The following is an 18,290-nucleotide window of genomic DNA, read 5'->3' as shown; positions in this document are numbered from 1 at the left end:
CAATAAGGCGCGGGGCGCGGTCGCGCCCAGTCGCTGCGCTCCGTTATGGTTTCTTATGCGGAACCGTTTACGATAAAATCCTTTGCCTTGCGTAGCGAGGGACGTATAAGCGAAACATATCATTTCATTATCCATAGGCAGTTTGCATGAGCACGACCATCACGGTTCCAAGTCTGGGCGAATCCGTCACCGAAGCAACGGTGGCGCGCTGGTTCAAAAACCCCGGCGATGCGGTGAAAAAAGACGAGCCCATCTGCGAGCTTGAAACCGATAAGGTAACATTGGAAGTTCCCTCCAGCGCAGCGGGTGTGCTGTCTGAAATCAAGGCCGCCGCAGGCAGCAATGTGGGCGTAGGCGCGGCACTGGCCGTGATCGCCGAAGGGATGGGCAAGGCCGCCAGCGGCGAGACGCCGAAACCCGCAAACGAATCCAAAAAAGATGCGCCGAAAGCGGCTGAGGCGGTCCCTGCCCCCGCTGCCGCTAAAGATTCCGGCGCGCATCCGCTGCCGCCGGCCGCGCAAAAGCTGGTGACGGAAAATAACCTGAACGTTTCCGCTATCAGCGGCACAGGCAAGGATGGACGCATCACCAAGGAAGATGTGCTGAAACATATGGAAGGCGGCGCCAAGCCCGCTGCTTCCGGCTCCGCCCCGGCGCTGGCCGTGGTGAGCGGAAGCCCGAACCGCAGCGAAGAGCGCGTGCGCATGACCACGCTTCGCCGCCGCATCGCGCAGCGTTTGAAAGAATCGCAAAACACCGCGGCCATCCTGTCGACCTTCAACGAGATCGACATGACCAACGTGACGCAGCTGCGCGCGGAATATAAGGACGCCATCGAGAAGAAGCACGGCATCCGCCTTGGCTTCATGGGCTTTTTTGTCAAGGCCGCCGTGCAGGCGCTGAAAGAGATCCCCGCGGTGAATGCGCAGATCGACGGTGACGATGTCATCTACAAAAACTATTACGATATCGGCGTGGCCGTGGGTACGCCGCAAGGCCTCGTGGTGCCGGTGATCCGCAATGCGGAAAGCAAAAGCCTGATCCAGATCGAGGCGGAAATCGCCGCGCTGGCCAAGAAGGCGCGTGACGGCAAGCTGACGATGGAAGAACTGACCGGCGGTACGTTCACCGTGTCCAACGGCGGGGTGTATGGCTCGCTGATGTCCACCCCCATCATCAACCCGCCGCAGTCGGGCATTCTCGGCATGCATAAGACGATGGACCGCCCCGTGGCCATGAACGGCCAGGTGGTGATTCGGCCGATGATGTATATCGCGCTTTCCTACGACCATCGCATTATCGACGGTTCCGAGTCCGTTACCTTCCTTAAGCGGGTGAAGGAAAACGTGGAAGACCCGCGCCGTCTGCTGCTGGACGTGTAGGGCGCTTTTCTGCGATTCAGCACGGATATCTAACGCTAATTTAACCTTTATCCGCTTTGTTGAGCGGAGATTTAGTCTCATTTCAGGCGTGCTGACCAATTTATGATTCTGCCCCTTTTAGGTATTGTTCTAACCATGGTGCTGGTGTTCGGCGGCTACATCATGGCCGGCGGCAAAATTGAAATCATCCTGCACGCATTGCCGCACGAATTGCCGATGCTCGGCGGCGCCACCATTGGCGCATGGTTGCTTGCCAGCCCGATGACCACGGTGAAGCTTACCGGCAAGGCAATTGGCCTTACCTTCAAGGGCTCCAAATGGAAGGCGCAGGATTATAAGGACATTCTCTGCCTGATGTTCATGCTCTCCAAGCTGATGCGCACCAAGGGCATGATGGCGGTGGAGCAGCATATCGAGAACCCGAGCTCTTCCAGCCTGTTCAGCCAGTTCCCTAAAATCCAGCACGACCATTTCGCCTGCGACTTTATTTGCGACACGCTGCGCATGATGACCATGGCGCTGGACGACCCGCACCAGGTGGAAGACCTGATGGAAAAGCAGCTGGAAAAACATCACCACGAAGCACTGAAAGGTTCCGAGGCCATTCAGACCATGGCCGACGGCCTTCCTGCCATCGGTATTGTGGTGGCGGTGCTCGGCGTAATCAAAACCATGGCCTCCATCGACCAGCCGCCGCCGATTCTCGGCGCAATGATCGGGGGTGCGTTGGTGGGTACCTTCATGGGGGTGTTCCTCGCTTATTGCTTCTTCGCGCCGATGGCCAACAAATCCAAGGCCGCGGTGGATGAGGACGGGCAGTTCTACCGCATCATCCGCGATGTGCTGGTGGCCCACCTGCATGGCAATGCGCCGCAGATCTCCGTTGAGATGGGCCGCGCCGAAGTGCCGAGCCATATCCAGCCGACCTTCCAGGAAATGGAACAGCTGCTGAGCACACTGAAAGTCGAATAGCCAGCCGCTTATGATGGCGCGATTTCGCGTGCGCTTCGGCTAGCGGAACAATCACAGAATCCATTGACTTTCGGTTGCTTTACCACGATAGATGGTAGGTTGCACGGGGTGGTGTAGCCAGATATATGAAATTGATCGCGTCGCTATTGTTATTGATCGGGTTAGCCGCATGCGCGAGCTACACACCGCCGCCCGTTGACGACCCTTATACCAAACAAGGCTGGAGCCAGGTGCTGGCTAATGAATATGCCGAATATTCCAAATCCGAGGCGGAGCAATATGACTGGGACTCCGCCAAAAAATTCGCCAGCAAAAGTGAGCGCGCCCGCAGCGGCGAAACCGTGATGCCTGAAACGCCCGATGACTGGAAGATCGACGATGAAAGCAAGGACGCGTTTGACACCGCGCGTGCACGGCTGCTGGCCATTTTAGAGCGCAAAAATGCCAAAGATGACAAGCTTGGACCCAAAACTGCGCGCGCGCAGCTATTGTTCGATTGCTGGCTGAAAGAGCATAGCGAAAAGAAAACGGATGAGAGCTCCGCCTGCAAGGATGAGTTTTTCTATACCCTGAACGAACTTGAACAGGCCCTTGGCATCGCCAAGGCCGCCCCCGATAAGGAGTAAGCCGCATTATGCCACGTCTGGGACGGATCATCACCTACACCGCCATGGGCTGCAGCCTGTTGTTGACCACCGGCTGCACGGACTGGGACCTGAAGGCGCTCAAGCGCGCGGAACTGCCTCAGGATGCATTCGCCAATGCGCTGGCCAGCTATTATCTGCGCTTTTCCGAAAGCGAGGCAGACCAGTATGACTGGATTGATTCCCAGTATTTCGCGCAGAAGGGTTTAAAGGTTGTTTACGGCAACCCGGTGGAACCGGAAGATCCTGCCAAATGGAACATTCACGGCCCTGAGCTGGACGAACTGAAAACCGCGCGCGAGGCGCTGATGCAGAAGATGGTGGCGGGCGCTTCGGCCGAGAAGCCGACCGTCGCCGCCGGCGCGCTGTTTGGTTATGACTGCTGGGTGGAGCAGGCGGAAGAAGGCTGGCAGGCTGAAGATATTCACAAGTGTAAAGAGCTCTATACTCAGTCAATGGCGGAGCTGAACAAGCCGAAAGAGATCACCGTCAATCAGGAAAGCACGGTGATGACCGAAGTGCCAGAGCCCAGCTTCATGACCAATTCCTACATGGTGTTTTTCGACTTCGACAAGTCATCGCTGACCGACCAGGGCAAGATCGTGCTGACGAAAGTAGCCGAAGACCTGAAGAAAAGCGGTGAGAATTACGACCTGATCCTTTCGGGATATACAGACCGCGCGGGCAGCGAAAGCTACAACCTCGAGCTTTCGAAAAAGCGCGTGGAAACGGTAAAGAAGCTGCTGGTGAAAATGGGCTTGAAAGAGAAGAATATCTCGACCTTCCCGTTCGGCGAGAAATCCCCCATCGTTCAAACTGCGGATGGCAAAAAGGAAGCACGCAACCGGCGCGTGGAAATCGTGGTCGCTCAATAGTGGCTGAAGGGGAATGAGCGTGATTCATCTGCTTCCCCCGCCCGATGTCATGACCAGCCGCTGCGCGATTGCGCTGGCGGGCTACCTTATCCACATGATCTTTTTCGGCATGAAACAGCGCCAGAACATGAGCGACGCCATTAAGCCCGCGCATTGGATGCACCATTTCGTAACGGCCTATGAAAAGAAGCTCAACCGCTCCCGCAGGAAAGACGGAGACCGGCTGTTTCGCGGCGCGCTGGTGACGCTGCCACTGCTGTTTGCCGCATTCTGGATTGGGCAGAGGCTGGGCGGCATTCATGCATGGTTTGAACATGGCTGGCTGCTGGAAGCCGCGGTGCTCGGGCTCATCATCCCCTGGCGCAACGCATTTGACACCTCATGGCGGCTGACCAGCTACAGCCACGATATGTCGCTGTATGAATGCCGACAACTGCTGGCAAAGCTGGTGCCCTACGACACCAGCCACCTGGACATGCATGGCGTGATACGTCAATGCATGGAACGGCTTTCGCAGGCATTTGCGGATAATCTGGTGGGCATTCTCTTTTGGTATCTGCTGCTGGGCATGCCGGGTGCCTTACTCTATTATGTCGCCTCGTTCCTGATGCTGCGTATCGGACATAATCATACACATTACAGCGCCTTCGGCATGCCGGTGACGGCGATGTTCACCGCGCTCAGCATTCCCGTGATGCCGATTGCCTCGCTGATGCTGGCGGTGGCCAGCCTGTTCACACCCGCCACGCATCCCGGCAAGGCGATGCAGGCCTGGACGGAACATTTCACCCGCGACTGGTGGTGGTGGCCGGTGGCCGTGATGGCGGGCGCTACCCATACGCAGCTTGGCGGCAAGCACCGCATGGGCGACCAGGTGCTGGAACTGCCCTGGCTGGGATCCGGCTCGGCCAAGCCGATTGACGCCGATCTGCGCGGCGCCATGCGGGTGATTTACGTGGCAAGCATGCTGATGTGCGGCGTGATAGGCCTTATTTACGTGCGACTGAGCTAGGCGCACCCGCAGCCATACCAACCACAGGTTACCTCAATATTGACGCCTTGAATGGCTCCAGTCATGCAGTTTGCGCATAGCAACAGTGCTTTTTATCCACAAGCCATGCAGCGCAGTACAGATATGCAAAAAACGCTGCATAACTATTAGTAATAAAATTAAATTGCATAGCCGCCGTAACAATTGATTTAATTCTTTGTTTTTGTTGTGTTTTATAGGCACTTCCGCTTTCGAAATTATTTACTTTATTTTTTCCGATATTACAGCTACGTTACCGTCGGTTGAAAAAACGTAATAAAAAGGTCACATATGACAGGGGAATTCAGCCTTATCGTTCAACGCACCACGCCGCCTGTGGATGGCGAAGTGCCTCCGACTCCAATCAATATTTATGTGGTGGATCCCAACGGTTATATCGTTGCCCAATTTCCAGGCTTGAATGCGGGGTTCAACCCTGGCGGCACCACGCCGGGCCTGAATAGCGACCTGAATGGTTCTGATCCGTTCAATGCTTTTTTCAGATTCCAAAACCCGGAAGCCGACATTCGCCCGGTGCGCGCCATTCAAGGCATGCAGTACGACCCGGATAACGACCTTGGCTATGTTCTGCGCACCTACACGCCGAATTACATCGCCGGAAACTGGGGTGTGCGCGAAGGCGACACAACCGGCGATGCCATTGCCATGCATCCGGACGGCATGAGCGTGGGCGGCACGGGCATCAATGACGGAACGTATGGCTGCTGGGGCATCAGCAATTCCATCAACCCGGCCACCGGCAATCTCTATTCCGTGGATTTCATGAATGTGTGGAACAGTATCCCGCCAGCGCAACGTCCGCGCGGTGTGTATGAGGCCGGTTTCGATCAGTATGTCGGCATTCCGATGGAGACGCAGGTGGTGGTAAATCCCGATGCTCCCGCCGATGGGGCCGAGGTCGCCTTCAGCGGCGTGAATGTCTCCTACGAAGGTGAGCGCGATTACACGCAGATAAGCCTGAGCGCTAATGGCAGCGGCCAACAAAATACCAGCACGGTCGCCGTTTCTCATCAGTGATTAAACCGGAAGGTTTTGTATGCCCGACAATCTTTATCAATTGAATGTTCAGTTAGCACCCAGCTGGGATGGCAGCACGGTTCCCGCCCCTATTATCGTGACCTTAACCGACCCGGCCGGTTATGTGATGGGGCAATGGAACGGCAAGGTTTCCGGACAGGGAGTGTATTACCCCTCCCCCGGCCTGCGCGGAGACCTGGATGGCGACCCGTCCAACGCCAATGCGTTCTATCCGTTCATCCATCCGGGGCAGCATATCGACCTGAGCCCGAAGCCCTACGGCTTCAATGGCCATGATGATGCCGGTAACAGCGTGGGGTTTTATCTGGGAACCTACACGGACAAAGACGCACCCGACGGCTGGGGACTGGCCGAGCCCGGCACCGATTACGTAGGGCACAGCAGCGGGTCCGCCATCGGCATCCACCCCGATGAAGACTGGAACGGCACCAATGGCTGCTTCGGTTTATACCCCGATGATATCGTCAGTTTTGCCACCATGTATAACAGTATCCTGGATAAGGGCGGACGTATCAATGGCGTGACCATACAACCGCGCGACCACCAGCTGCTTTATGCGCCCGATGCCTATGTGTCGGCATTTCCTCCGGATGCGAGCAGCGTGGTGATGGATACGACGGATCCCGTGGCGGTGGTTTATAACAGCAGCTTTGCCAGCATGACCTATGAGGGCGATGCGGTCACGCCGCTGGATGGAGGGCAGGTTCAGTCCGTTTCTTATAATGGAGCGGAGCAGGATACGCCAATTGTAGCCAAACATTGAAGGCCAGACGTATAAAACAGGGAAAAGAAGAGAGCCGCCTCGTTGCGGCTCTCTTTAATTATGCGGCCTTGCGTTCCTTGGATTTCGCTTTTTGCGCCACGCCGGATTTGATGGCGGCCTGGGCAGCGGCCAAGCGCGCGATGGGTACGCGGAAGGGTGAGCAGGAAACGTAGTTGAGGCCGACACTCTGGCAGAAATGGATAGAGGCGGGATCGCCGCCATGTTCGCCACAGATGCCGAGTTTCATGTCCTTGCGCGTGGCGCGGCCGCGTTCGGCGGCGATTTTCACCAGTTCCCCTACCCCTTGCTGGTCGATGGTGACGAAGGGATCGGCTTCCAGGATGCCTTTAGCCTTGTAGGGCTCGATGAAGTTGGCGGCGTCATCGCGCGAGATGCCCAGCGTGGTTTGTGTCAAATCGTTGGTGCCGAAGCTGAAGAACTCGGCGGATTCGGCGATGTCGCCCGCCATGAGGGCCGCGCGGGGCAGCTCGATCATGGTGCCGACCTGGTATTCCACCTTGGCGCCGCGACGGGCGAAGACGGCCTCTGCCACCTTATCGATGGCGGTTTTGAGCATGGAGAGTTCCTTGGGGTTCATCACCAGCGGGATCATGATCTCGGGGATGACGGTTTCGCCGGAAGTTTTGGCTTCATCGAGCGCGGCTTCGAAAATGGCTTCGGCCTGCATCTCGTAGATTTCGGGATAGGTGATGCCCAAACGGCAGCCACGGTGGCCGAGCATGGGGTTGGATTCGTGCAGCGCGGCCGCACGGGCGCGGATGGCATCCACGGTGAGGCCGGAGGTGTCGGCAACCTGTTTCATCTCGGCCTCCGTGTGCGGCAGGAACTCGTGCAGCGGCGGATCGAGCAAACGAATGGTGACCGGCAGGCCCTGCATGATGGAGAAGAGCGAGGCGAAATCCTGGCGTTGCATGGGCAGGAGTTTGGCGAGCGCGGCGCGGCGGCCTTTCTCGTCGGTGGAGAGAATCATCTCGCGCATGGCGGGGATGCGCTCGGCATCGAAGAACATGTGCTCGGTACGGCAGAGGCCGATGCCTTCGGCGCCAAAATCGCGCGCGGTTTTGGCATCCAGCGGGGTTTCGGCGTTGGTGCGCACCTTCATGGTGCGCACGGCATCCGCCCAGCCCATAAGGGTAGCGAAATCGCCGGAGAGTTCAGGCTGCACCATGGGAATGGCGCCGTTTATCACCTCGCCGGTGGAGCCGTTGATGGTGATGATCTCGCCTTCCTTGATTACCTGACCACCGGCTTTCAGCTGGCGGTTCTTGTAATCGATCTGCACTTCGCCCGCGCCGGAGACGCAGGGCTTGCCCATGCCGCGCGCAACCACGGCGGCGTGCGAGGTCATGCCCCCGCGGGAGGTGAGGATGCCCTGGGAGACATGCATGCCGTGAATATCTTCCGGGCTGGTTTCGACACGCACGAGCAGCACTTTTTCGCCTTTATGGGCGAGGTTTTCGGCTTCGTCGGCGGAGAAAACGATTTTGCCGGTGGCGGCACCCGGGCTGGCAGGCAAGCCGCGTGCGAGCACCTGCTTTTTGGCTTTGGGGTCCAGCGTCGGGTGGAGCAATTGATCGAGGCTGGCGGGGTCGACACGGAGGATGGCGTCCTCCTTGCTGATGACGCCTTCGCTCTGCATGTCGACGGCGATTTTCAACGCCGCCTTGGCCGTGCGTTTGCCGCTACGCGTCTGGAGCATCCAGAGTTTGCTGTTCTGCACGGTGAACTCAATGTCCTGCATGTCCTTGTAGTGGCTTTCGAGCTTCTGGTAGATGGCCACCAGCTGCTTGAACACATCGGGCATGACTTCTTCCATCGAGGGCAAATCGCCGCCTTCTGCCTTGCCGGCGATGGTGATGGGCTGCGGGGTGCGGATGCCGGCGACGACATCCTCGCCTTGCGCATTCACCAAATATTCGCCGTAGAATTCTTTTGAGCCGGTGGAAGGGTTGCGGGTGAAGCAGACGCCGGTGGCGCAGTCGTCGCCCATGTTGCCGAAGACCATGGCCTGCACGTTGACGGCCGTGCCCCAGCTTTGCGGGATGTTGTGCAGCTTGCGGTAGGTGATGGCGCGGGCGTTCATCCAGGATTTGAATACGGCGCCGATGGCGCCCCAGAGCTGCTCATGCACATCCTGCGGGAAAGGTTTGCCGAGCGCGGCTTCCACATGCTGCTTGAAGGAAATCGTCAGCTCGTGCCAGTCGGAGGCATCGAGGTCGGTATCGAGATGGACGCCTTTGTCGAGTTTTTTGTCCTCGATCATGGCTTCGAAATCATGATGATCAAGGTTCAGCACCACGTTGGAATACATGGTGATGAAGCGGCGGTAGGAATCATAGGCGAATCGCGGGTTGCCGCTGCGGCGGGCGAGGCCTTCCACCGTGTGGTCGTTGAGGCCGAGGTTGAGCACCGTGTCCATCATGCCGGGCATGGAAGCGCGCGCGCCGGAGCGCACGGAAACGAGCAGCGGGTTTTCACGGTCGCCGAATTTCATGCCGACCTTGGATTCGATTTTCTTCAGCGCCTTTTCCACATCGGGGATCAGCTGTTTCGGCATTTCCTGGCTGTTTTCGTAGAAGAGCGCGCAAACATGGGTGCCGATGGTGAAGCCCGGGGGAACCGGCAGGCCCAAATGGCACATTTCGGCAAGGTTGGCGCCTTTGCCACCAAGCGTCTCTTTCATTGAGGCGCTACCGTCGGCCGCGCCATCGCCAAAATTATACACGAGCTGGGTCGTCATGACCTTATCCTTCCAACTTGTCGAAATTCGCGAAAATACCGATCACCCGGGTGATGGCCGCCAGCAGGCGCAGGCGGTTGCGGCGGAGGTTCTCCTCCGGCACATTCACCATCACATGGGTGAAGAAATCATCGAGCGGGGTTTTCAGCAGCAGCATCTGGCCCATGGCATCGCCGAAGCGTTCCTTATGCAGCATGGGGATGATGGCTTCCTCCACCTTTTTCAGCGCGGCGTGCAGCGCCTGTTCGTCCTTCTGTTTAAGCAGGGCGGCATCAATTTTCGCGTTGTAATTGGCGCCGTCTTTGGCGGATTCGGTTTTGACGATGTTGGCGGCGCGGCGGTAGGCGGCGATGAGGCGCTCGCCGTCCGGCGCTTCCAGGAAATAGCGCAGCGCCTTGGCACGGGCGACGAGGCGCGTCATGTCGTCATCCTGCCCTTCGTCAAAGACAGCGCTGATGATGTCGTGGCGGTAGCCTTCGTCCTTCATCATCACTTTCAGGCGGTCGGCGAAAAAGCCCATCAGTTCATCGCGGAGCACATCCTTGCTTTTGCCGGAGGATTTAAGCAGCGCCGGAGGAAAGCCGATGATGGCTTTTTCCAGCAGTTCCTTCAGCGGCAGGCGAAGGTTGTTGGAAAGGATGAGGCGCAGGATGCCGAGGGCGGCACGGCGGAGCGCGAAGGGATCGCGCGAGCCGGTCGGCGCTTCACCGGCGGCAAACATGCCGACCAGGGTGTCGGTTTTATCCGCAAGGGCAAGCGCCACAGATGCAGGCGCGGAGGGGCAGCGGTCATTCGGGCCCTGGGGGGCGTAATGGTCGCGGATGGCTTCGGCGACGGCAGGGGATTCGCCGGATTCGCGGGCGTAATAGCCGCCCATGATGCCTTGCAGCTCGGGGAATTCGCCGACCATGCCGGTGGCAAGGTCCGCCTTGCAGAGTTCGGCGGCGCGGGCGGCATCGGCCACCGAGGCATTGACCCATTCGGCAATCACGGTGGTGAGTGCGGTGATGCGCTCGATCTTTTGGGCAATGGTGCCGAGCTTGGCGTGGAAGGTGACGGTTTCGAGCTTTTCGTTATAGGCCTGGAGCGGTTTTTTGCGGTCCTGCTGCCAGAAGAATTCGGCATCCGCCAGACGGGCGCGGAGGACGCGCTCGTTGCCCGCGGTGATGGATTTTCCGCCATCCTTGGCGGCGATGTTAGCCACCGTGATGAAGACGGGTGCAAGTTTGCCATTTTTGCCGCGTACGGAAAAATATTTCTGATGGCTCTTCATGGAGGTCATCAGCACCTCCTCCGGCACGGCGAGGAAGCGCTCGTCCATTTTGCCGGCCAGCACCACGGGCCATTCCACCAGGCCGGAGACTTCCTCCAGCAGGCCTTTATCCTCGATCAGCTCGCCGCCATGTTTGCGGGCAAGTGCCTGGGCATCATGCAAAATCTGATTGGCGCGGGAATCGACATCCTCCACCACGTGGGCGCGGTGGAGGGTTTCAGGGTAATCACGCGCATGCGTCAGGATGGCCTGGCGCTCGCTCATGAAGCGGTGGCCAAGGGTGGAGCGGCCTGCGGTGAGGCTGCCGTATTTTACGGGCACCACCACGTCGTCCACCAGGCAGAGGATGGAGCGAAGCGGGCGCACCCAGCCCATGTTGTTGTCTGCTTTGCCCCAGCGCATGGTTTTGGGCCAGTTGAAACCGGCAACCAGCTGGGAGAGCGGCTCGGCCAGTTTGGCGGAGAGCGGCTCGGCGGCATGACGCACCACGGCGAAATAGAAACTGTCCTTGCCGACTTCGCGCACTTCCAAATCTTTTTTGGTGAGGCCCAGGCCGCGGCAGAATCCTTCGATGGCGGCATCGGGCGCGCCGTAGCGCGGGCCGCGTTTTTCTTCTTCACGCGCGGGCAGTTCCTTGGGCAGGCCGTGTGCGATGATGCCAAGGCGGCGCGGGGTGGCGAAGCTTTCCTGGCTGGTGGGTGTCACGCCGAGATTCTGCAGAATGGCGGCGCATTTTTCCTCAAGCTGCTGGCGCGCGGCGCGCTGCATGCGGGCCGGTATCTCTTCGGAAAAAAGCTCGAACGCCAGTACCGCCATTATGCCGCCTTTGCCTTTGCACGTGGTTGCGGGATGATTTGGTTCTTGCCGTTGACCAGCACCACTTTGGGGTCGTGGTTGCGGGCTTCCATCTCGTTCATGCGGGCATAGGCGATGATGATGACCTCGTCGCCCTTCTGCACCAGGCGGGCGGCGGCGCCGTTGACCTGAATCTCACCCGTGTTGCGTTCGCCGGAAATCACATAGGTGGTGAAGCGCGCGCCGCTTTGCACGTCCAGCACGTCCACCTGTTCATAGGGGAGAATGCCGGCGGCTTCGTAGAGCAGCGGATCCACGGTGATGGAGCCTTCGTAGCTCAGGCAGGTTTCGGTGATGGTGGCGCGGTGGATCTTGCCCTTCATCATGGTGACTTGCATTAGGCGGCTCCTTTCAATTCTTTGGAGTCTTTTGTGGTGAATTGTTTTTGTTCATGGGCCATCCAGCCTTCGGCGCAACTTTTGGCCAGCGTGCGGACGCGGGCGATGTAGGCCGCGCGCTCGGTGACGCTGATGGCACCGCGGGCATCCAGCAGGTTGAAATTGTGGCTGGCTTTGATGCACTGATCATAGGCGGGCAGCACCAGCTTGCGGGCCAGCAGGTGGCGGCATTCGGTTTCGGCATCCTCAAAATGGCGCAGCAGCATCTCGACGTTGGCGGCTTCGAGGTCATAGGCGGAGAACTGACGCTCATTTTCCAGGAACACGTCGCCGTAGGTGATGTTGCCCTCGCCTTCCACGCCGTTCCAGTCCAGATCGTAGACGGATTCCTTGCCCTGGATGTACATGGCCAGGCGCTCCAGCCCGTAGGTGATCTCGCCGGAAACGGGCGAGCATTCAATGCCGCCGACCTGCTGGAAATAGGTGAACTGGGTGACCTCCATGCCGTCGCACCAGACTTCCCAGCCGAGGCCGGCGGCGCCGAGTGTGGGCGATTCCCAGTCGTCCTCCACGAAGCGGATGTCGTGGTTGGCAAGGTCGATGCCGATGCGGGCGAGGCTTTGCAGGTAGAGTTCCTGGATATTTTCCGGCGCGGGCTTCATCAGCACCTGGAACTGGTAATAATGCTGGAGCCGGTTGGGGTTTTCACCGTAGCGGCCATCTGCAGGGCGACGGCTGGGCTGCACATAGGCGGTGCGCCAGTGGTGCGGACCGAGGGAGCGCAACAGCGTGGCGGGGTGGAAGGTGCCCGCGCCCATTTCCACGTCATATGGCTGGACGATGGCGCAGCCCTGCTCTGCCCAGAATTGCTGAAGCGTCAGGATAAGCTGCTGGAAACTGAGCGGTGCCATGAAAGCGCCGTTAACCTTTGTCATTGCGTGGATTGGAATGGTCCTACGCAATAGAAAATTAACGGCTTCCGGTCAAGCGAAGCGAGGGTTTTAGGGCCAAATAATGCTTATGAAGCATTGGCTGAGGGGGCAAATCCGTATTCTTGGGTCATTTTATGGATGATTTCCTCCGGAGGGCGGCCGCCAAAGCCCTTTTCCAGAATGACGCCGTATTTGCCGAATTCCACGTTTCCCTGCTTCAGGGCGTCCATGCAGGCCTGGTATTTTTCGGGCATAACGGCCACAAAATACCAGGCCTGGCCGAGCCATGTGGTTGCTGAAAAAAGGCAAACGGCGGGGTTTTTGCGCTTCACAAGCATTTTCTGGTGGTGGCCAAGCATGGGCGTCAGTTCCAGATGGCGGCGCTTTGTGCCGGGTCCGGCGGTCCGGGAATGTCGCTGCCGGTTTCATTGACCTGACCGGCAATGTCGGGCGGGCTGTAAACTTCGGCAATGGTGGAGCGGATGTGCGCGGCGACTTCCGTCGTTACCAGCGGTTTGCCGTCATCACCCACGCCTTTTTCGCTCAGCAGCATATTAAGGATTTCTGCCACCTGATGACCGGAACTGGTGGGCACGCGCAGGTTAAAGTGAACCTCGCTATCCGCTTCATAACATTCCGCCAGCATGCGTCCCTGGCGGGGGGTGCCTTCAAAGCTAATCGAGGCGAATAGTTTGTCATCCTCCAACAGATTGTCGGCATCGAGACTGCCGGGTCTGGTGACTTGTCCCCTGAGTTCCAGCCCCATGATTTCGCGGATATTACGCGCTATATTCTGCGCGGCAAATGCATTGCCTAAACATTCCCGATTCATGGAAATTTCGAATAATATATCGGGGTCACTGCCATCGGCTGCGTTACCTTTACCCAGCACATCGGTATCGGGCACCGCGATGAATATCTTGGTCAGAGCACCACCGGAGAGTTCCTCCGTCGCCGTATGCCATACATTGTGGGGCAATGTTTTCGCAGATATAACGGCGTTGGAGGGTGTAGGTTCCTCCACCCTCATTTCGCCCATCACCATGCCGATGCGGGCGTTCAGGTCATGCCCCATGATTTCGGCATAGGCCATGGTTTCCGTAAAGTTTTCAGCCTGAGTGGCCAACAGGCCGCCATGCCTGCCGATGGGCGACGTGGCGCGCGCAGCGCGCGTGATGGTCAACAATTCGCGGATATCCAGCCCCTGAAGGCGAATATCATGCTCCTGGTGTTCACCGCTCTGAAGATTCACGTGGGTAAAGCTCAGCCGGTCACCTATGTTCCCCATGCCTGTATCGCTTAGCCATTGTTCAACATTTTCCCGTTCCAGCCGGGCCCAGCCCAGCGCAGGTTTGACATGGATCACCAGATCAAACGTATTGCTGTCCGTATGGAAGTGAATGGCGCAATCGGAAACATCGTCATTCAGTCTGCCCGTGCGCGTGGTTCGGATGGCCATGAAGAACCCCTCTCTTGTTGAGAGAAGGATACCGTCCCGGCATCAAAAATTAGTTAAAAAATTAACTAAAAGAGCTTTTTCAGGTTGAGCTGCTTGCCGAGTTCCTTGATCTGTTCTTTGGCAGCTTTGGGGTCCTGGATGGCTTTTTGGATATTTTCAGGCTTGAAGACTTCCTTCTGGATGGCTTCCAGGTCCGGCGCAATGGAAGGATCGTTGAAGGGGCCGCTGACCTTGAGGGGGACCATCAGGCCCTTGTTGTTCAGCTCGCCACCCTGGCCTTTCATGGAGCCGACGACACGGGGCTGGACCTTCATGTCGAAACGCTGGCGGGCGATGTCCACATCGCCTTGCGCCGTGAGGCGGGCGAAGGGGGCCATCATGGCGAGGTCTTCCGTATGTGCTACGCCCTGTTTGATGGCAAAGCTGCCGCCGAACTCGCTGAAGTCGGTAGAACGGGGGGTGCTGTCGCGCGCGGGGTTGAAGACGGATTTGAGATCGCGCATGGCCTGGGCCAGGTCGATGCCTTTGATCTTGCCGTCTTTCAAGCGGATATCCGCCATGCCGCCAAGGCTGTTCATGATGCCCTGCACGCTGGTGCCGGTGCCGGAAACGTTGATAACCGCATTGCCCTTGCCGGTGAGCTTGTCGATGTTGTTGAGGGCGATCAGCAGCGGCTCGACCTGAATGCCAGTGAGCTTGCTGGCAAGCGTGAGGGCGGGCGTGCCGTTGGCATCCAGCGTCACCTCCAGGTCACCCGCGCCGCTGAAAAGCTGCATGGCGGGAATGCTGAAATTGGCGCGGCCGTTTTTCACCACGGCATCGGACACGACATTGCTGAGGGTGAATTGATGGAAGATCAATTTGCCGAATTTGAACTTGCCCCCGAAATCCAGGCTTTTCAGCGCTTTCAGGTCAAACGCCTCGGTGCTGTAGGGCATGGCTTCGGCATGGGCATCGCTGATCCAGCTCGGCATCCAGGCGGAGCCATCGGCTTGCTTTTTCGGGAAATAAGGAGAGAGGTCGAGCGCGGGACCGGCGAGGTCCAGGCGGATGGCGGGGGTTTTACCCGCGATGTTGGCACGCATGGTGCCGTCCAGTTCCACGGCATCCAGCACCAGGTGGGAATGTTCCAGCGCCACTTCGGCTTCGTTGGCGCGAAGCGCGCCTTTGAGCATGAAATTTTTCAGCGTGCCGTCGGGCATGCCGGTTTTGATGCCGAATTTGCCGAGGACATCGGCCAGGTTATCGGCATTCACCACCATGTTGCCCTGCACGCCAGGTGCTTTGGTGGAAGGGTTGAGCGTGCCATCGAACACGGTTTTCAGACCGGCATAGGTGAGCTCGGCCTTCACGGCGGGGGCCTCGCCATCCAGATAGCGCTGCACGCTGGCCAGGTTGCCTTTGACGGAAATGGGCTTGCCCTGGAACTCGGCCTTGGCGTCCAGCTCAAGCGGGTCGGAAAGATTCTTCAGCCCCAGCTTGAGGTCGAGCTCATGGACGCTTTGCGCGGTTTTGGAGGCCTTGTCCTGATAATTGATAGAGCCGTTCTCGATCGTCACCTTGCTGAGTGAAATGGCGGCCAGCGCGGGAATGGCGCCTGCCTGCTGCTGCGCGGGGGCATTGTCGGCCACGTTCACGCGGCGGGAGAGAAGGTCATAGGCGGTTTCGAACTGCCAGTTGGCCTGGCCTTTGGCGTTCTTTTCCAGAAACACGACCGGCTCGATGAGGGTGAGTTCATCGACGCGGATCTCTTTTTTGAGCAGCGGCATCACCTGAAGCGAGACGGAGAGTTTCTTCATCGTCAGCATGGTGGGGTCGCTCGCCCAGGGGGCGTTGCTGAGGGAGACATCGCCCAGGTTGACGGCGATGTTGGGCCAGATGCCGACGGAGACATCGCCGGTGATTTTCAGGTCACGCCCGGTTTTGGCTTTCACCTGCTCGGCCACCATGGCCACGACCTTTTCCTTCGATACCAGCATGGGGATGGCTACCCAGGCCGCGCCGATGAGGGCGGCGATTACCAGAAGGAAAATGACGAGTTTTTTCATTGATCTTACCTCAATATCTATCCGTGCGGTTCAGGCAAATGCTGCACCGCGGAAGGCACAAAAGACCCAAACCGCTAAAAAATCAAGCGGCTTTTGTGCGCTTGGTGGCGTCGCGCTGGCTGGAGAGTCCCTCCCCCACACGCACCAGCGAGTTGCTGCTGGAATTGCGCGGGATGATAGCCTCGATCAGGTAGGGCTGATCGCTGGCGATGGCTTCTTTCAACGCGGCGTCGAATTCGGCGGGTGTGGAGACCTTCAGGCCTTTGCCAACGCCGACCATCTCCGGCACCTTGTGATAGTTCCAGCGCTGGAGGTTGTTGAAGGGGCCGTCGATGATGTGGCGCTGGGTGCCGTAGCCGTCGTTGTTCATCACAATCACAATGGGGGCCATCTTGAAGCGCGCGGCGGAGGAATATTCGATGCCGGTCATCTGGAAAGCGCCATCGCCCACCAGTGCAAAGACGCGACCGTTGCCGATGCCCTTGCCCGCATCCTTGCTTAGGGCGCGTTTGGCGGCAATCGCCCCAAGGGCGGCAGGCACGGCAAAGCCCATGGAGAGGTAAAACGCATCGGCAATGAAATTGCTGCGCTGGCGGGTGCGCAGTTCCACCGCGCCGAAAAGCGCATCGCCCACGTCGCAGGTGAGCGTGTCGTCCTCGCCCAGGTTGGCGGCGAGCACGTTGAAGAAATGCGGCACTTTCAGCTCGCCCTTCATGTCGGCATCGGAAAGCGGTTCCATCGTTTTGGCGGGGTTGGGATTGACGAAATCCTCGCGCTTTTTCACGGGGGCTTTCAGCAGCGCGTCCATGAAATCATCCATGCGCACATTGTCGTAGGTGCGGTAGCCGACGCGGCATTTCTCGGTGGTCACCAGGATGGTGCCGGATTTGTCCAGTTCGTTCGGGATGAAGCCGAAGAAAACATCTGTCACGAAGGTGCCGAGGAGGATGACGCAATCGCTTTTATCGACATATTCCTGGCATTTGGGGTCCGACAGGTTGCCGGAGAAGACGCCGATATAGTGAGGGTTGGTCTCGCGGATGACGGATTTGGAAAGGATGTCGGCGGCAATGGGGATGTTAAAGGCCTTGGCGATTTCCACGGCCTTGTCGGTGATGCCGTGGCGGTGGAGTTCCACCCCCGCGATGATGACGGGCTGTTTGGCCCTGTTGATGAATTCCACCGCATCGGCGATGCCGGCTTCCAGCACCTTGGCGTCGGAGATGACGACTTCTTTGGCGCGGGGCTGCGGCGGAGAAATGGGGAGATCGACCACATCGTAGGGTACTTCGATGTAACCAGGGCGGCACTGGTCCATCACGGCATCGATGACGCGCATGATTTCGTTGGCCGCGGTTTCGGGGTCGGTCAGCACGGTGTTGGCGCAGGTGACTTCCTCGAAGATGCGGCGCTGGGTGTCGAAGGTGCGGACCTTGTGATGGATCATGGTATCGCCGGAGCGCTCACGCGGGCTCGGGCCGCCGGAGATGACCAGCAGCGGGCTTTTTTCGGCATAGGCGCAGGCGACGGGGTTGAGCAGGTTGAGGCCGCCGACGCAATAGGTGACCAGCGCCACGCCAAGGCCCATCTGGCGGGCGTAGGCGTCGGCGGCGAAGCCGACGGAGGGCTCGTGCGTCATGGTGATGATCTCAAGCGGGGCTTTTTCCAGCCAGCGGAAGGTGGGCAAAGCAAAGTCACCCGGAATGCCGAAGACGTGGCGCGCGCCTTTTTTGTGGATGTAGTCGAAAAGGAATTCGCCGATGGTTTGTTGCTTGGCCATGTTCTTGCCCTGTCATTATTATAATGGGCTTTTGTAGAAGGTTTCGTGCGCTTTGCAAGCGACTGTATGGCAACCAACCGATGGTTAGTTGCCATACCTTTCCTAACCTGCTCTTCGCG

The 18,290-nt window shown here is 58.5% G+C and carries 15 protein-coding genes; 7 read left to right on the top strand and 8 right to left on the bottom strand.

The genetic code is table 11. The annotated features are described in order from the left end of the window. Positions 1-146: 146 nt before the first annotated feature. The 7 genes from odhB to GC177_02900 all read left to right on the top strand — a co-directional run bounded on the left by odhB (position 147) and on the right by GC177_02900 (position 6,725). Complete coding sequence (gene odhB, locus GC177_02930) at positions 147-1,382, top strand: 2-oxoglutarate dehydrogenase complex dihydrolipoyllysine-residue succinyltransferase (GenBank protein MBI1274910.1); 1,236 nt, start codon at positions 147-149, stop codon at positions 1,380-1,382. Between the two features lie 105 nt (positions 1,383-1,487). Further along, on the top strand, positions 1,488-2,354 hold the full coding sequence (gene motA / locus GC177_02925) for a flagellar motor stator protein MotA (GenBank protein MBI1274909.1): 867 nt from the start codon (positions 1,488-1,490) through the stop codon (positions 2,352-2,354). Between the two features lie 125 nt (positions 2,355-2,479). Beyond that, positions 2,480-2,980 (top strand): hypothetical protein, encoded by a 501-nt coding sequence (locus GC177_02920; protein MBI1274908.1) that lies wholly within the window; start codon positions 2,480-2,482, stop codon positions 2,978-2,980. Positions 2,981-2,988: 8 nt separating this feature from the next. After that, positions 2,989-3,873, top strand: a complete 885-nt coding sequence (locus tag GC177_02915; GenBank protein MBI1274907.1) for an OmpA family protein — start codon at positions 2,989-2,991, stop codon at positions 3,871-3,873. Positions 3,874-3,886: 13 nt separating this feature from the next. After that, on the top strand, positions 3,887-4,885 hold the full coding sequence (locus GC177_02910) for a hypothetical protein (protein MBI1274906.1): 999 nt from the start codon (positions 3,887-3,889) through the stop codon (positions 4,883-4,885). 309 nt (positions 4,886-5,194) lie between these two features. After that, complete coding sequence (locus GC177_02905; protein MBI1274905.1) at positions 5,195-5,941, top strand: hypothetical protein; 747 nt, start codon at positions 5,195-5,197, stop codon at positions 5,939-5,941. Positions 5,942-5,960: 19 nt separating this feature from the next. Beyond that, entirely contained in the window at positions 5,961-6,725 is a 765-nt protein-coding gene (locus GC177_02900; GenBank protein ID MBI1274904.1) for a hypothetical protein, read from the top strand. A 58-nt stretch (positions 6,726-6,783) separates the two neighbouring features. On the opposite strand, the gene GC177_02895 is transcribed toward GC177_02900, so the two are convergent. The 8 genes from GC177_02895 to GC177_02860 form a co-directional block, all read right to left on the bottom strand. Then, positions 6,784-9,486 (bottom strand): pyruvate, phosphate dikinase, encoded by a 2,703-nt coding sequence (locus GC177_02895; protein ID MBI1274903.1) that lies wholly within the window; start codon positions 9,484-9,486, stop codon positions 6,784-6,786. A gap of 4 nt (positions 9,487-9,490) precedes the next feature. Further along, a complete protein-coding gene (locus GC177_02890; GenBank protein ID MBI1274902.1) occupies positions 9,491-11,575 on the bottom strand; it encodes a glycine--tRNA ligase subunit beta in 2,085 nt (694 codons plus the stop codon). Further along, positions 11,575-11,952 carry an aspartate 1-decarboxylase gene (locus tag GC177_02885; GenBank protein ID MBI1274901.1) on the bottom strand — a complete coding sequence of 126 codons (378 nt, stop codon included), beginning with the start codon at positions 11,950-11,952 and terminating at the stop codon, positions 11,575-11,577. The genes GC177_02890 and GC177_02885 overlap by 1 nt, the downstream gene beginning before the upstream one ends. Further along, positions 11,952-12,863, bottom strand: a complete 912-nt coding sequence (locus GC177_02880) for a glycine--tRNA ligase subunit alpha (protein ID MBI1274900.1) — start codon at positions 12,861-12,863, stop codon at positions 11,952-11,954. Before GC177_02880 ends, GC177_02885 begins: the two co-directional genes overlap by 1 nt. A 107-nt stretch (positions 12,864-12,970) precedes the next feature. After that, on the bottom strand, positions 12,971-13,243 hold the full coding sequence (locus tag GC177_02875; protein ID MBI1274899.1) for a hypothetical protein: 273 nt from the start codon (positions 13,241-13,243) through the stop codon (positions 12,971-12,973). A gap of 5 nt (positions 13,244-13,248) precedes the next feature. Continuing rightward, complete coding sequence (locus GC177_02870; protein ID MBI1274898.1) at positions 13,249-14,343, bottom strand: hypothetical protein; 1,095 nt, start codon at positions 14,341-14,343, stop codon at positions 13,249-13,251. Between the two features lie 65 nt (positions 14,344-14,408). Next, positions 14,409-16,391 (bottom strand): AsmA family protein, encoded by a 1,983-nt coding sequence (locus GC177_02865; protein ID MBI1274897.1) that lies wholly within the window; start codon positions 16,389-16,391, stop codon positions 14,409-14,411. 82 nt (positions 16,392-16,473) lie between these two features. Then, entirely contained in the window at positions 16,474-18,171 is a 1,698-nt protein-coding gene (locus GC177_02860; GenBank protein ID MBI1274896.1) for an alpha-keto acid decarboxylase family protein, read from the bottom strand. Between the last annotated feature and the right edge of the window lie 119 nt (positions 18,172-18,290).

The sequence above is a fragment of the bacterium genome, assembly GCA_016124905.1.
Classification (GTDB): Bacteria; Pseudomonadota; Alphaproteobacteria; order Rickettsiales; family RI-342; genus RI-342.
This window is presented reverse-complemented; position numbering and strand designations above follow the sequence as displayed.

What these genes read in the sequence shown, in the direction of transcription:
- odhB (MBI1274910.1), top strand. Translation starts at nt 147, where the DNA reads ATGAGCACGACCATCACGGTTCCAAGTCTGGGCGAATCCGTCACCGAA.
- GC177_02920 (MBI1274908.1), top strand. Translation starts at nt 2,480, where the DNA reads ATGAAATTGATCGCGTCGCTATTGTTATTGATCGGGTTAGCCGCATGC.
- GC177_02915 (MBI1274907.1), top strand. Translation starts at nt 2,989, where the DNA reads ATGCCACGTCTGGGACGGATCATCACCTACACCGCCATGGGCTGCAGC.
- GC177_02910 (MBI1274906.1), top strand. Translation starts at nt 3,887, where the DNA reads ATGAGCGTGATTCATCTGCTTCCCCCGCCCGATGTCATGACCAGCCGC.
- GC177_02905 (MBI1274905.1), top strand. Translation starts at nt 5,195, where the DNA reads ATGACAGGGGAATTCAGCCTTATCGTTCAACGCACCACGCCGCCTGTG.
- GC177_02900 (MBI1274904.1), top strand. Translation starts at nt 5,961, where the DNA reads ATGCCCGACAATCTTTATCAATTGAATGTTCAGTTAGCACCCAGCTGG.
- GC177_02895 (MBI1274903.1), bottom strand. Translation starts at nt 9,486, where the DNA reads ATGACGACCCAGCTCGTGTATAATTTTGGCGATGGCGCGGCCGACGGT.
- GC177_02890 (MBI1274902.1), bottom strand. Translation starts at nt 11,575, where the DNA reads ATGGCGGTACTGGCGTTCGAGCTTTTTTCCGAAGAGATACCGGCCCGC.
- GC177_02885 (MBI1274901.1), bottom strand. Translation starts at nt 11,952, where the DNA reads ATGCAAGTCACCATGATGAAGGGCAAGATCCACCGCGCCACCATCACC.
- GC177_02880 (MBI1274900.1), bottom strand. Translation starts at nt 12,863, where the DNA reads ATGGCACCGCTCAGTTTCCAGCAGCTTATCCTGACGCTTCAGCAATTC.
- GC177_02875 (MBI1274899.1), bottom strand. Translation starts at nt 13,243, where the DNA reads ATGCTTGGCCACCACCAGAAAATGCTTGTGAAGCGCAAAAACCCCGCC.
- GC177_02870 (MBI1274898.1), bottom strand. Translation starts at nt 14,343, where the DNA reads ATGGCCATCCGAACCACGCGCACGGGCAGACTGAATGACGATGTTTCC.
- GC177_02865 (MBI1274897.1), bottom strand. Translation starts at nt 16,391, where the DNA reads ATGAAAAAACTCGTCATTTTCCTTCTGGTAATCGCCGCCCTCATCGGC.
- GC177_02860 (MBI1274896.1), bottom strand. Translation starts at nt 18,171, where the DNA reads ATGGCCAAGCAACAAACCATCGGCGAATTCCTTTTCGACTACATCCAC.